Annotated in this window: 10 protein-coding genes; 5 read left to right on the top strand and 5 right to left on the bottom strand. The window is 51.5% G+C overall.

Features of this window, described 5'->3' with window-relative positions:
- The first annotated feature begins 166 nt into the window (after positions 1–166).
- Positions 167–1,789 carry a tetratricopeptide repeat protein gene (locus GNT65_RS11630; protein WP_244952162.1) on the top strand — a complete coding sequence of 541 codons (1,623 nt, stop codon included), beginning with the start codon at positions 167–169 and terminating at the stop codon, positions 1,787–1,789.
- Here GNT65_RS11630 and nhaC read toward each other — a convergent pair.
- Positions 1,786–3,306, bottom strand: coding sequence for a Na+/H+ antiporter NhaC (gene nhaC, locus GNT65_RS11635; protein ID WP_160796387.1), 1,521 nt, complete (start codon positions 3,304–3,306; stop codon positions 1,786–1,788). The two genes, GNT65_RS11630 and nhaC, sit on opposite strands and share 4 nt — an antisense overlap.
- Before the next feature lie 425 nt (positions 3,307–3,731).
- On the opposite strand from nhaC, the gene GNT65_RS11640 reads away from it, so the two are divergent.
- Together GNT65_RS11640 and GNT65_RS11645 are read left to right on the top strand one after the other, a co-directional pair.
- Positions 3,732–4,310 carry a nucleoside triphosphate pyrophosphohydrolase family protein gene (locus GNT65_RS11640; protein ID WP_160796389.1) on the top strand — a complete coding sequence of 193 codons (579 nt, stop codon included), beginning with the start codon at positions 3,732–3,734 and terminating at the stop codon, positions 4,308–4,310.
- Between the two features lie 229 nt (positions 4,311–4,539).
- The gene (locus GNT65_RS11645) at positions 4,540–5,076 is read left to right on the top strand and encodes a thioredoxin family protein (RefSeq protein WP_160796391.1); all 537 of its coding nucleotides are present in this window, start codon (positions 4,540–4,542) and stop codon (positions 5,074–5,076) included.
- A 50-nt stretch (positions 5,077–5,126) separates the two neighbouring features.
- Here the strand turns inward: GNT65_RS11645 and GNT65_RS11650 are convergent, their stop codons facing one another.
- The 3 genes from GNT65_RS11650 to rhlB form a co-directional block, all read right to left on the bottom strand.
- Positions 5,127–7,856 (bottom strand): TonB-dependent receptor domain-containing protein, encoded by a 2,730-nt coding sequence (locus tag GNT65_RS11650; RefSeq protein WP_160796393.1) that lies wholly within the window; start codon positions 7,854–7,856, stop codon positions 5,127–5,129.
- A 286-nt stretch (positions 7,857–8,142) separates the two neighbouring features.
- Positions 8,143–9,075 (bottom strand): Ppx/GppA phosphatase family protein, encoded by a 933-nt coding sequence (locus GNT65_RS11655; protein ID WP_160796395.1) that lies wholly within the window; start codon positions 9,073–9,075, stop codon positions 8,143–8,145.
- Complete coding sequence (rhlB, locus tag GNT65_RS11660; protein ID WP_160796397.1) at positions 9,075–10,382, bottom strand: ATP-dependent RNA helicase RhlB; 1,308 nt, start codon at positions 10,380–10,382, stop codon at positions 9,075–9,077. Before rhlB ends, GNT65_RS11655 begins: the two co-directional genes overlap by 1 nt.
- A gap of 171 nt (positions 10,383–10,553) precedes the next feature.
- Here rhlB and trxA point away from each other — a divergent pair, with 171 nt between their 5' ends.
- Positions 10,554–10,880, top strand: coding sequence for a thioredoxin TrxA (gene trxA, locus GNT65_RS11665; RefSeq protein WP_160796399.1), 327 nt, complete (start codon positions 10,554–10,556; stop codon positions 10,878–10,880).
- Positions 10,881–11,111: 231 nt separating this feature from the next.
- On the top strand, positions 11,112–12,377 hold the full coding sequence (gene rho / locus GNT65_RS11670; RefSeq protein ID WP_160796401.1) for a transcription termination factor Rho: 1,266 nt from the start codon (positions 11,112–11,114) through the stop codon (positions 12,375–12,377).
- A gap of 65 nt (positions 12,378–12,442) precedes the next feature.
- Here rho and GNT65_RS11675 read toward each other — a convergent pair whose 3' ends face one another.
- Positions 12,443–13,366, bottom strand: coding sequence for a LysR family transcriptional regulator (locus GNT65_RS11675; protein ID WP_160796403.1), 924 nt, complete (start codon positions 13,364–13,366; stop codon positions 12,443–12,445).
- Positions 13,367–13,617 lie beyond the last annotated feature (251 nt).

The raw sequence follows: 13,617 nt of genomic DNA on the forward strand, positions 1-13,617 counted from the left end.
TTGCTCCCGCCCGGCACTGCGCCAGTGATTTCGCCGGGCGGATTTTTTTGTCGGCTACCTTAGGTGAAAGCTTATGTAAGTCTTGGTGAAGCTTAGTGAAAGCGGTTGCCAATCGGTGAAAGCCAAGTAAAGTGGTTTTATGCCATAGCCAATCACGACGAGTAAGATGCACAGGGACGACAGCCAGCACTACCTTTACCAATTCGGTGATCTCAAGCTCAATACTCAATTGGGGACCCTTGTGGACAGTCAGGGTGAAGAGATACTGCTGCCCCACCTGAGCTATCAACTGCTACACACCCTTTGCGCGGCGGCTCCCGCCATCGTCAGTCAGCAGCACCTTATCCAGGCTGTCTGGCCAGTGACAGTGGTAGGTGATGAAACCCTGAAACAGCGTATCAAACTGCTACGCAAAGCCCTGGGGGACGACGCCAGCCAGCCCAAATATATAGAGGCGGTACGAGGTCGAGGCTACCGAATCCTGCCCCCTGTGAAGGCGACACCGCTAACGGACAAGCCCGAGGCCGCAGGCCTGATGCTGGCCAGCGACCAGCTCCCCCTAGGCAACACACAGAGCTATCCCAGCTACTGGAAGATGACCTCTCTCATTCTATTCATCTTTCTCTTGCTGTTTATCTATGTCGCCATCCTCATCTCCTCCACCCACTCACTCTCACCGACCCAACCCCAGACGGCGCAAAGCAGTGGCTTCGATACAGAGCTCTATGAGAAGGGGCTGGAGTACTATCATAGGTATCGCGAGGAAGATAACCGCCACGCCATAGATCTCTTCCTGTCGGCCATCGCCATCAACCCAGACCATGCCTTGGCCTACGCGGGGCTCTCAGACGCCTATAGCCAGGGAGTGTTTCAGTTTAATGGCCCCGAAGCCTGGCGACAGCAGGCTGTGGATACCGCCTATAAGGCGATCGCACTGAATCCGAACCTCGCACAGGGATATAAGGCGCTGGGTCTGGCCTACTACAACAAAGGCTGGCTGACCAAGGCGATACAGGCCAACAACAGGGCATTGGAAAAACAGCCTAACTTTAGCGAGGCCATGTCGAACCTCAGCTACATCTATCGTGAAACGGGCCAGCTGCAACAGGCGCTGTACTGGGCAGACAAGGCACTTAAGATAGATCCCAAGAACAGCGTCAGCATGGTACACAGGGCCCATGCCTTGATCGCCCTGGGACGCTATCGAGCGGCCAGAGAGAGCCTGGACAAGGCTCTGGCACTACAGCCCGACTCTCTGCTGGCCAACGATACGCTGGGACTCTGGTCTCTGTATCAAGGCAACTTCATTACCGCCCGCGAGCATTATCTGAGGCTGACCACGCACCAGCCCGAGCAGCTCAAGTTCGTCTGGCGTCTGGCGCAGTGCCGACTTTACCTGGGAGAGTTTGCCGCATCCATGACACTTGGCAAGCAACTGGCCGCATCGCCTCATCCCCGCCAGCAGCAACGAGGAGAACTGATACAGTTCCTCGCCGATGATCATATAGAAAAGCAACGATTGACCGAGTTGGTTGAGGCTTATCACCAACGTCAGACCCAAGGCTCGGATAGGCCGGCAGACAGTTTTGCCCTCGCGCAGATCTATGCCAAGAGTGGTGAGACGGTGCTGAGTAATCGCTATCTAATTCAGGCGATTAATCAAGGCTGGCTGGCCAAGGCCTTGCTGGTACAGCATCCGTTGTTTACCAAGCGTCACCAAGATGCTGACTTTAAGCGACTGCTGGCCGAGATTGACCAGCAGTTGATAAGGGAATCGACCCCTCGCTAGGCCACGGCCTCCTGGGGCTCACCCGCCTGCAGACGCTCAATCTTGATGTCATAGTAGGCATAAGCCGCGCTGATGAAAGGACAAACCAAGTTAAAGAAGGCGAAAGGCAGATAAGCGATGGTTGCTACGCCTAAGGTGCTGGCCATGTAGGCGCCACAGGTGTTCCAGGGCACCAAGGGGCTGGTGATGGTGGCCGAATCTTCCAGGGCTCGGCTCAGGTTAACCGGCGCCAGGCCGTGCTTCTCATACTCGACCTTAAGCATGCGACCCGGCAGCAAGATGGCAATAAACTGATCGCCTGTGATCAAGTTGGCACCGATACAGCTTGCCAGGGTGGTGATGATAAGGCTGCCGCTGGATTTCACCAGATGCATTACTCCCTGCAGCAGACGCTGCAACAGGCCGATTTTCTCCATCACACCACCAAAAGCCATGGCACAGAGGATCAGCCAGACGGTATTGACCATGCTGCTCATGCCGCCGCGGCTCAGCAGGCTGTCGAGTGTCTTATCACCCGTATTGGCGGTATAGCCGTCGAACATAGCCACCCAAATCCCCTTCACCAAGGCCACCAGCGCGGGCAGGCTGTCGTCGTTGACGAACTTGATCACGCCATCGAACTGAAACAGCGCCGCACAGATGGCGCCAGCCAGAGTGCCCAGAATCACGGTTGGGAAGGCGGGTAACTTCTTGTAGGCCAATACTAAGACCACCAGCAAGGGCAGCAGCAGATGCGGGCCGGGATGATACTGGGCTTCGATGCGCGACATGGTCTCGGCCAGATCCGTCACCGCACCGCTGTTGTCACTGTTTAGGCCGAGAAACAGGAAACCAGTCAGCGCCAGCAATATGCTGGGGGTGGTGGTCCATACCATGTGCCGAATATGACCGAATAGCTCGCTACCGGCGACCGCAGGCGCCAGGTTGGTGGTATCTGACATGGGTGACATCTTGTCACCGAAGTAGGCACCACTGATGATGGCACCGGCGGTGATCTCGACGCTGAGGCCCATGGCACCGGCAACGCCGATTAGAGCGATGCCTAAGGTACCGGCGACCGTCCAGGAACTACCTATACTCAGGGCCACCACGGCACATAATAAGCAGGAGGCGGCGTAGAAAAAATCTGGGTCTAAGATCTTCATGCCATAGAAGATCATCGTGGGCACGGTACCGGCCAGGATCCAGGTGCCGATGAGGGAACCGACCGAAAACAGGATCAGCAAAGCGCCGGTCGCCAGCGAGACGCTCTTGACGATTCCCTCCTCCATCTCCTTCCAGCTATAGCCGTTCTTCACCCCGATAACCAGAGTAATACAAGCTGCCATGATCAGCGCGATCTGGTTGGCACCATAGGAACTGTCGGAAGAGAACAGGTACACAGAGGCCGTTAACATACAGACTAGGGCGATAACGGGGATCAGGGCATCTAGTAGCGTCGGCTGCTTATGGCGCTTAGCGGACGCCGAACTCGAATCTCTGCCAGACTGGTCTGGCGACTGCTGATGAGAGGTCATGGATAATCCTTATTATAATTATGGGGTTTCCTATTTTTCTCCCCGGCAATCAAACCGGCGCAATTCACATAAACATGAGCCGTTTCATCACCAGACGGGCCGAACATAGTTACACATTTTTAACAATCCAGTCCAGACCGGTCACAGTTATCCAAGGCCTAGTCCAGGGGCGTCGATACTCTATTCAGCGTACAAATTCATCGATACGACTCATTACAGACTCGTTATGCAGGATATCGACATAATATCCCTTTCGCCATGATGGTAAAAAAGTCGCATTCCCCGCAGAACAAGTTCTCGAACCAAGCATGGGTTATCGGCTCATGCTCCGCTAACTGGGGCAGTCAGCTTTCAATTAGCGCCTCGTTAAATTAAAATTCCCGCCACGCATACAGACACAAGATACAACCCCATAAGGCCTACAGATGAAACTGACCGCACTCGATCAGCCCCTTTACGACCACCTCTACCGCGACATCCACCAGTTCCGCTCTACCTTCGATCTGCCTATCGAAGATGAGTCCAGCCTGGATGAGCAGGCCGACACCCTGCACACCTCACTCGCCATCGAGGAGTTAACCGAGCTGGCCGAGGCCGATAGCCGCGTCGAGCAGGCCGATGCTATCGTCGATTCCGTCTATGTCCTCATGGGCCGCCTGGTGCATCTCGGCGCCACACAGATGAGTGACCGCCTGGAGATCAGCTATGTGATCGATCTGCTGCTGCATGTCGCCAAGAACCGCGACATCGACTTCATCCGCTGCTGGGACGAAGTGCATTCGAGCAACATGAGCAAGGTGTGTCGCAACGAGCAGGAACTGGAAGAGACCATAGCCCACTACGCCAAGCAGGGCGTGGAGATCGTCGGCAGCCGCAAGGGCGACTTCATCATCGCCAAGTGCGCCAAGGATGTAGAGATGGCCGGTAAGGTGGTGCGTCAAGGCAAGGTGCTCAAGTCTGTCTACTATCGCCCGGCCGATCTGACCAAGCTGGTCGCCGCCTAACTTACTCTAGGCGGCTCGCAGGGTTAACACCTTGTTGCCGAGCGCAGAAAATTTCTGCAAATTAGCGACAAATGTGTGAAGCCCTGCGCCAAGCCGACTGTCATGGCGTGATCCAGTTAACAGCTCGCCGCATTCAAGCTACTCTCGGTGCAACTTAGATGATTGAATAGCATCAGAATGAAATGAATTCTCAATTCTGGTTTCTGTCTATGGGCCTGAGGTACTATCTATGACCAATAATATTAAAGCATTACTTGCCACCACAGCGCTGTTCTTTAGCACTCAGGCACTGGCAAATAATGGCTGTGCATTCGATGAAAAGCAGGAAGGCTTTATCGCCACCTGCAGTGAGGAGAAACAGGAAGTGATACTGACCGGCGAAGTACAAGCCCAAACCCTAGTCACAGAGCTTGATGATTTTACCCAGGGCTATAAGAGCTACCAGGTCGATGAGGCCGCCATCGCGCCACTCAAGAGCCTGAAGGCACCGACCGAGATAGTCGTCATCATAGGCACCTGGTGCCCGGACTGTCACCGTGAGACGCCGCGTTTTATCCGCATCATGGAAGCGGCCAACAACCCGAACATCAAGGTGACCTACATAGGGGTGGATCGTAAGAAACAAGATCCTGAAGGACTGGCGGCCAAGTATGACTTTACCCGCATCCCAACCTTCATCGTCAAGCAGGATGGCAAGGAGATAGGCCGTATCGTCGAACGTCCAGAAACCTCTCTCGAAGTGGATCTGGCGAAGATCCTCGACTAAACGAGCACGAATAAAAAAGGCCGCAACTGCGGCCTTTTTTGATCTCATCACTAGAAAGACTGGCGGAATCCAGCCCAATAGGTTCGTCCTCGAATATCATACAAGTTACCGTTGTATGTGCCATCGTATCTAAACTTAGGATCTTCATCGGTAAGATTGGTAACACCTAGAGAGATGCTATTATTCCAAGGTAATGTGTAGGTATAAGTAAGGTTATGGTAGAAAACTGAATCAATTTCATAAAGCTGTCCATCATCAGCCGTCTCTCCTGCATCGGCATCCCAGCTACCTTCCACAACATCCCAGCTCTCTTGAGAACCAATATAGTTTCCAAAATAACTAACCGCATGATCGCCAAAGCTATAATCAGCCGTCAGATTTATTCTGTGCGCTGGGGTATCTTCTCGGCCTGCATCGTCGTCAGACAAGATTTGAACACCGGCTTGCGAGTATGACGACTTGTATTTCAAGAAATAAGACCATCCTAGGCCAAATTTGAAATCACCATAATCAGAATCAAATCCCGCACCCAATTTTACGTCGATCCCTTCTCGCTCGCTCAATCCGACGTTCAGTTTTTGACTGACAACGTAATCGATTTTACCGTTACCTATCTGGCTTATTGAAGTACCAGGATAAATGCTAGAAACATCTGGACGAGGCTCTCCATTGGCGTCAGCAAGTTCCCATAATTTTGCCTGAGTTCTTACGATCTCACTCGCATTAAGCTCAGAAATAAGGTTAGTCGTTTCCAGTGACCAGTAATCGACCGACAGGTTGACATCGTCTGTCACTTCCCAAACGACGCCAATGTTGTAAGACTCTGACTCTTCCGGCTTTAGCGCCTCGTTGCCACCTGTTCGAGTCGCACCATAATCCCAGCGATCGCAGCTATCTATGTCTTCACCTTCATCATAACAATTGAGATAATTCTTAATATAACCAAAGCCTTCTGAAGTACCTTGGTACAAATCAGACAAGGTCGGCGCACGGAAACCAGTTCCCCAAGATCCCCGCAACAATAATGAATCGATAACGTTATAACGAATAGAAACTTGAGGATTAAAAGTCCCGCCAAAATCAGAATAATCATCGTAGCGACCGGCAAGATTAAGCTCAAGATTGTCAATAATTGGTAAGACAACTTCAAAATATGCCGCCTTAACGTCACGCTCTCCCGCTCCACCAGAGCCGCCATTACCACCAACAATCTGACCAGCTTCGGCTAACGCATCCACTTTAGAATCCAGTGTTTCTTCGCGATAAGAAGCACCAACATACATGCCTACATCACCGGCGGGTAACTCAAATAAGTTAAAAGAAAGACCGCCGTTAATGTCCAAGTAGGAGGCAGACATACGCTTATCATAGTTGGCCGTCGCCCCTGGAGGTAATTCAGAGTTAGGATCGCGAGGATCCCAACCTATAAAGGAATTTGTATCATCATCCCAATGACCAACAAGATCTGTCGTCGCTCCTTTTAACTGATAACCAGTGCCCCAAGTATAGTTATCATATTTGTTATAGTTGACCGCGACATCCCAATCAAAGTACTCAGCAGCTCCATCCAATCCAATGAGGAAGTCATAGATATTATCGTGATGCTCCGCAACCCTATCACCAGCAGTGTCAAAACGATAATTCATACCAGCACTAGGATCAGCGAGCAGCTCGACCAGCTCTAACCCTTCTGGTGTCGTGTATGCAGGAAGCCCTTCTGGAATACTGATAGAAGCAGGTACAGGCGCCGAGATATCCTTTGTCTCATTAGACGCCCAGTAAGCTCTCGCTGTTAATTCGATGCTATCGGTTAACTCGTATGAATAGTGGACTAACGTATTATTTCGTGTTTGCCCAACAGAAGTTGCCGCTGCTTGAGTGTAATCATAGGCACATAGTGTATCCCCTGGATAATCACTATCGATCAAAGAGCCTATGAAGGCACCTCCATAAACATCGGCACAGCTCTTATCTGAGTTTGAAAACGGTGTCGAATAAACCCAACCGCCAGCTGCTCCCTGTGTCAACACACGGCCAGTAGGACTGATATTGACCCAATCTTGATAGTCTTCAGGATTTCCACCTTCTTTGACGAAAGGTCTGGTATACCAGCGATCCTTCTGCATTATCTTTTGTGACTCATAATGCTCAACGGTAAATACCAAGTGTCCCTTCTCAGAATCTAACCCCCCAGTAAATGACATGTTAGAGGAGTCTCCCCCCTCTTGGGTTGGCCGATCCATACGGGCATCAAATTGAATACCCTCAAAATCTTTCTTGAGGATAATATTTACTACACCGGCTATCGCATCGGTACCATAGATAGCAGACGCACCATCGGTGAGAATCTCGATTCGTTCTACCGCAGCCATTGGAATCGTATTGATATTCGCGGCACCACCATCCATTACCGGAGACTTAGCCATACGCTTACCATCTAACAAGGTTAGCGTATGAAAAGCCGAAGCCCCTTTAAGCTGCACTGTTGCCTGGGAGCCCCAACCATTATTAGAACCACCGCCCCATGAACCAAAGGCATTCAAGTTAGAGCTACGTAACGCATCACCCACAGTCGAAAAGCCTGATTTAGCCAGCTCGTCTGCGGTAATAGTCGTAATAGGGCTAGCCCCTTCCATGTCGATACGTTTAATCCGCGAACCAGTCACTTCAATTCGCTCAACAGTCTCTTCACTATTGTCGGTGGCATAAACTGGAGCAGCTATCGCGGCCAAGCTACCACAGGACAAACTCACGAACTGAGCGAGTCTATTTAACTTCATTGTATTCTCCCTTCCTCGTTATTTTTTATTAGCATCCGAACCATTAATTTAGGTTTAAGTTGGTACAGACCTCAGACGCAACAAAAACATAACACAAAATACATATTTTATACAATCTTCAATATACAAAAGTTCTTCATGTAGATAAGCTAAGAAAGAGGCAGTTCGAATCAATCACAAGCAATTGAAAAAAGTGATTATTTTGTTTTTTTCTAAACAAAAGCGGAGAGATAGGGAGAACGAAGGGCGTTAACTAGATGTTGGCTATCGCCAGCAAAAAACAGAATTAGGCGGCTAAGACTCGCTGGGCAAGTTGCTGCAGCACACCTTCTCTCAGGGCGCCGCCGGAGAGATTGAGAGATTGGATATCGAGCAGGTTAAACAGGGCAGATAGTATGGCTAAGCCGGCGGCAAAGGTAGGTGCACGCTCGCTATGCAGGCCGCGAATGTCTCTCAGGCTCACATCAGTCTGTGCCAGCACCTCGCCCCTGAGCTCCTTGAGCACAGCCGGGGTAATGGTCGCAGAGACGCCGCGATCATTGAGTAACTCCACCACGGACTGCACCGTACCCGAGGCGCCAACCACACAGTGCCAACCATAGTCGGTCAGCTGTCCGCGGTAATCCCCCAGGGCGGCTTCGACCTGACACTGAGCCGCATCGAAATCCAGTTGCTGAAATGGGAAGCTGTTGAAGAATTTTTCGTTGAAGGTGACACAGCCCATGGGCAGGCTGGTCTTGAGCAGCACCTTATTGCCATCGCCAATGATGAACTCGGTGCTGGCGCCGCCGATATCTATCACCAGGCGTCGCCCCTCTCCCACAGTGGTGGCGACCATGCCCTGATAGATCAGCTCAGCCTCACGCAGGCCTGAGATGATCTCTATGGGTTGTCCCAGAATAGGTAGGGCAGCCTGGCTGAAGGCATCTGCGTTACTGATACTGCGCAGCGTCGCCGTGGCGATGACGGCAATATTGTCGCGACTGACCCCTTCGTGGTCCAGCATCTGCGAAAACATCTGTAGACAATCCAGGCCGCGGTCGAACACCTCGGGGCAGAGGACACCATCCGTGCCTATCCCCTCGGCGAGGCGTACCTTGCGCTTATACTTGGCCACTACTGTCGGCTTGCCGGCACGGGTTTGCGCCACCAGCATATTGAAACTATTCGAGCCTAAGGTAATGGCCGCATACAAGGGACTGACGCCAGAGTGCTTCATTAACTGTGTCTACGCGTCCTATCGTGACGTCTCGGACGAGCGCCTGGGCGACCACCCTGTGGCTTACCGCCACCCGAACGGCCGGACGGACGTGGCGAATGCTTACGATGAATGCGTACCGGCGGCGGAATATCATCGAGCAGTGCTTCGCTGTCGTAGTTAGTCACAGGAATGCTATGTTGAATGTAATTCTCGATAGCCGGCAGGTTCAGGGCGTACTCTTCACAAGCGAAACTGACTGAGACCCCTTTCTGACCCGCACGTCCGGTACGACCGATACGGTGAACATAGTCTTCACAGTCATCGGGCAAATCATAGTTATAGACATGAGACACGTCTGAGATATGCAGGCCGCGCGCCGCAACATCGGTAGCCACCAAGATATCCAGCTTGCCTTCGGTGAACTGCTCGAGAATACGGATACGTTTCTTCTGCGGCACATCGCCGGTAAGCAGGCCAACACGGTGACCGTCGCCCTCCAGGTGAGCCCAGAGGTTTTCACAACTGTGCTTAGTGTTTGAGAATACAATCGCCTTCTCTGGCCAATCTTCTTCGATAAGACTCAGCAGCAGACGCATCTTCTCATCCATCGACGGATAGAAGATCTCCTCGGTAATGTTCTTCGAGGTCTTTTCGCTCGGTGCGATCTCGACCTTCTCAGGATCATTCATGTGATCGTAGGCCAGCTCCTGCACCTTCATCGACAGGGTGGCCGAGAACAGCATGTTCAAACGCTCGTTGGCATCTGGCATGCGTCTGAAGAGGAAGCGAATATCTTTGATGAAACCGAGATCGAACATACGATCGGCTTCATCCAATACCACAGCCTGAATGGCGCTGAGGTTGATCACCCCCTGGCGCACATAGTCTATGATACGTCCCGTGGTGCCGATGAGGATATCGACGCCCTTGTCCAGCACCTTACGCTGTACTTCGTAGCTTTCGCCGCCGTAAACAATCCCTACCTTAAGGCCGGTATGTTTCGCCAATAGCTCTGCGTCTTTGGCGATCTGAATAGCCAGTTCGCGAGTCGGTGCCATCACTATGGCTCTAGGCTGATTGAGTTGACGTCCGTCGGGGATAGATGTGGTTAGCAGATGATTGAAGGTGGCGACCAGAAAAGCCAGGGTTTTACCTGTGCCCGTCTGCGCTTGGCCTGCGATATCTTTATGCTGAAGTAAAATCGGTAATGATAATGCCTGGATTGGCGTGCAATATTCAAAGCCGCTTTCGATTAGTGCCTGTTGTATCTCTGGATGCAGAGAAAAGTCGGCAAACTTTTGATTAGTTAAATGTGTTTCGCTCATAGCGCAAGCATACCAGTTAGGGTTGCAATAAGGAACTCGATCGTTTGAAATAACGGCTAATAAAAAAAGACCGTTGAAAGCCGCGAATAACTCTTGAAAAGCGAATTTCAGACCCAATATACAGGTTAAGCCATTAACAAACCAGCAATGGCACCCTAACTGGAGAACATCATGAGCGATAAAATTATTACCCTAAGCGACGACAGCTTTGAAAACGACGTTTTAAAATCAGAACTCCCAGTCCTTGTTGATTTCTGGGCAGAATGGTGCGGCCCTTGCAAAATGATCGCGCCTATCCTGGATGACGTTGCAGACGAGTATGCCGGCAAGGTAACTATCGCTAAGCTAAACGTAGACCAAAACAACGCCTCTCCTGCGAAGTACGGCGTGCGTGGTATTCCAACACTGCTGATCTTCAAAAATGGTGAGCTAGCCGACACTAAAGTAGGCGCCCTTTCTAAGACTCAACTGAAAGAATTCATCGACGCTCAACTCTAATGCAGCGATCCCTATGACATTTTTGTCATAGAAAGTGATTCTCGACACAGCTTAGCCAAGTAAATGTGTCGAGGGTCGCTAAATTTCTAGACGCCCTGCTTCTATAGTGCTACTTTAATAACCAGAAACTTTCTCATTAACCACACCTCGCTATTTCGATTAATATCCAAACAACTTTATTGCTATTAGTCCAAGAATAGCTTTGTCTCGCAATATACAAGACCCACCACAATGAATTTATCAGAATTAAAAGAGAAGTCGATTTCGGACCTGGTCATCCTGGCTCAGGAAATGAAAATCGATAACATGGCCCGAGCCCGCAAACAGGACATTATTTTCGCAATCCTTAAAGCCCACGCCAAAAGCGGTGAAGATATTTTCGGTGGCGGGGTACTCGAAATCCTGCAAGATGGTTTTGGTTTCCTTCGTAGCGCAGACGGTTCTTACCTGGCAGGCCCAGACGATATCTATGTTTCACCGAGTCAGATTCGCCGCTTTAACATGCGCACCGGTGATACCATCTTTGGTAAAATCCGTCCCCCGAAAGAAGGTGAACGTTATTTCGCGCTACTGAAAGTCAGTGAAGTCAACTTCGACAAACCCGAAAACTCCCGCAGCAAGATCCTCTTCGAAAACTTAACCCCACTTCACGCAGAAGAACGCATCCGAATGGAGCGTGGTAACGGTTCGACCGAAGATATTACCGCCCGTATTCTCGACCTCTGCTCGCCTATCGGTAAGGGCCAGCGTGGTCTTATCGTGGCGCCGCCGAAGGCTGGTAAGACATTGCTGCTGCAAAACATCGCCCAGAGCATCACCTATAACAACCCTGAAGTTGTACTCATGGTACTGCTGATCGACGAACGTCCGGAAGAAGTGACCGAGATGCAACGCCTGGTAAAGGGTGAAGTAGTTGCCTCGACCTTTGACGAGCCTGCCAGCCGTCACGTACAGGTAGCCGAGATGGTTATCGAAAAGGCCAAGCGTCTGGTTGAACATAAGAAAGACGTAGTGATTCTGCTCGACTCTATTACCCGTCTCGCACGCGCCTACAACACAGTGATCCCATCATCTGGTAAGGTTCTTACCGGTGGTGTAGACGCCAACGCACTGCATCGTCCTAAGCGCTTCTTCGGCGCGGCACGTAACATCGAGCACGGCGGCAGCCTGACCATTATCGCCACCGCGCTGGTCGATACGGGTTCTAAGATGGACGAAGTGATCTACGAAGAATTTAAGGGTACGGGTAACCAGGAACTGCACCTGTCTCGTAAGGCCGCCGAGAAGCGTGTCTTCCCAGCCATCGACTTCAACCGCTCGGGTACCCGTCGCGAAGAGAAGCTGACCACACCGGACGAGCTACAGAAGATGTGGATCCTGCGTAAGATCCTCAACCCGATGGACGAAGTCAGCGGCATGGAGTTCCTTATCGACAAGCTTGCCATGACCAAAACCAACGACGAGTTCTTCACCGCGATGAAACGCGCTAAGTCCTAAATTAAGTCCTAATATTTATTAGCCTTAAAACGTTATCGATAAAAGCCGCAACGATGCGGCTTTTTTTATGCCTGCTGAACAAAATTCGGGGCGAGGCGCTGGGCGCGCTGCTGGCAGCGCTGGCGCAGATGCTCTCTCAGGGTCAGCACCAGGGGCGTCACATGCTGCCGCCCTGGACACACCAGATAGAGATCGGCGCTCTCGCCGCTGTACTTCGTCAGCAGTGGCACTAAAGCGCCACTTGCCAGGTCATCAGCCAGATCCAAAGATGACTTATAGACGATCCCCTTGCCCGCCAGCGCCCATTTGCGGGCGACCTCGGCGTCGTTACAGGTGCGATTGCCCGACACCCTCACCCTATGAGTTTGACCGTCGCGATAGAAACACCATTGGTCGTGGGTCCTCTCATCTAACATGAAGAACAGACAATTATGCTTCTCCAGATCGCTTAGTGTCTCGGGGCGACCATGGGTCGCAATATATTCGGGCGATGCACACAGGATGCGCTGGGCAGAACAGATCTTAAAGGCCACCAGGCTAGAATCCTTGGGGGTGCCGCTACGCAGGGCCACATCTATCTTGTCGTGATAGAAGTTAGTCAGGCTGTCTGCGAGATGCAGCCTCAGCTGTAACCTGGGATATTCGTCCATCAGGTGATCCAGCCAGGGCAGAATATAGTTGCGCCCGGCATCTGATGGCAGGGCCACACTCAGCTTACCGGCAATCTGCGACTTGGCACAGGCCAGCGCCTGCTCGCCTAGACGCAAGTCTTCCAGCGCCCGACGACAATAGCTGAGGTAACGCTCGCCGGCATCGGTCAGCCTCAGGCTACGGGTGCTGCGGATGAAGAGCACGGTATCCAGCTCCTTCTCCAGCCGCTTCAGGCTGGCGCTGGCCACCGCGGCGGAGATCTCCAGCTCCACCGCCGCGCCGCTCAGGCTACCGCAATCTGCGACCCGCACGAATAACAATAGATCATTGACCTGCATGGCCTGCTCCCCGCATTTATCGCGTCCTCTATGCAATCTTCTATTAAGCATAGACTGGCTAAAAAGCTCACCTTTATCAAAATATTTTTGAAAAAGTAAGCCAGGTGGCGGATTAAATAGCAATAAAAAAGGTTCATCGCGGATTAGCGTGGACTGGAAATGAAAACGGTTGGAGAGTTATTGTTTAGTCGCCAAACAAAAACAATGACCAACCCCAACCGTTCTCGATGTCGAATATTACCTTTCCCATT

It is taken from the genome of Shewanella insulae (assembly GCF_009831655.1).
Classification (GTDB): Bacteria; Pseudomonadota; Gammaproteobacteria; order Enterobacterales; family Shewanellaceae; genus Shewanella; species Shewanella insulae.

What these genes read in the sequence shown, in the direction of transcription:
- GNT65_RS11630 (WP_244952162.1), top strand. Translation starts at nt 167, where the DNA reads ATGCACAGGGACGACAGCCAGCACTACCTTTACCAATTCGGTGATCTC.
- nhaC (WP_160796387.1), bottom strand. Translation starts at nt 3,306, where the DNA reads ATGACCTCTCATCAGCAGTCGCCAGACCAGTCTGGCAGAGATTCGAGT.
- GNT65_RS11640 (WP_160796389.1), top strand. Translation starts at nt 3,732, where the DNA reads ATGAAACTGACCGCACTCGATCAGCCCCTTTACGACCACCTCTACCGC.
- GNT65_RS11645 (WP_160796391.1), top strand. Translation starts at nt 4,540, where the DNA reads ATGACCAATAATATTAAAGCATTACTTGCCACCACAGCGCTGTTCTTT.
- GNT65_RS11650 (WP_160796393.1), bottom strand. Translation starts at nt 7,856, where the DNA reads ATGAAGTTAAATAGACTCGCTCAGTTCGTGAGTTTGTCCTGTGGTAGC.
- GNT65_RS11655 (WP_160796395.1), bottom strand. Translation starts at nt 9,075, where the DNA reads ATGAAGCACTCTGGCGTCAGTCCCTTGTATGCGGCCATTACCTTAGGC.
- rhlB (WP_160796397.1), bottom strand. Translation starts at nt 10,382, where the DNA reads ATGAGCGAAACACATTTAACTAATCAAAAGTTTGCCGACTTTTCTCTG.
- trxA (WP_160796399.1), top strand. Translation starts at nt 10,554, where the DNA reads ATGAGCGATAAAATTATTACCCTAAGCGACGACAGCTTTGAAAACGAC.
- rho (WP_160796401.1), top strand. Translation starts at nt 11,112, where the DNA reads ATGAATTTATCAGAATTAAAAGAGAAGTCGATTTCGGACCTGGTCATC.
- GNT65_RS11675 (WP_160796403.1), bottom strand. Translation starts at nt 13,366, where the DNA reads ATGCAGGTCAATGATCTATTGTTATTCGTGCGGGTCGCAGATTGCGGT.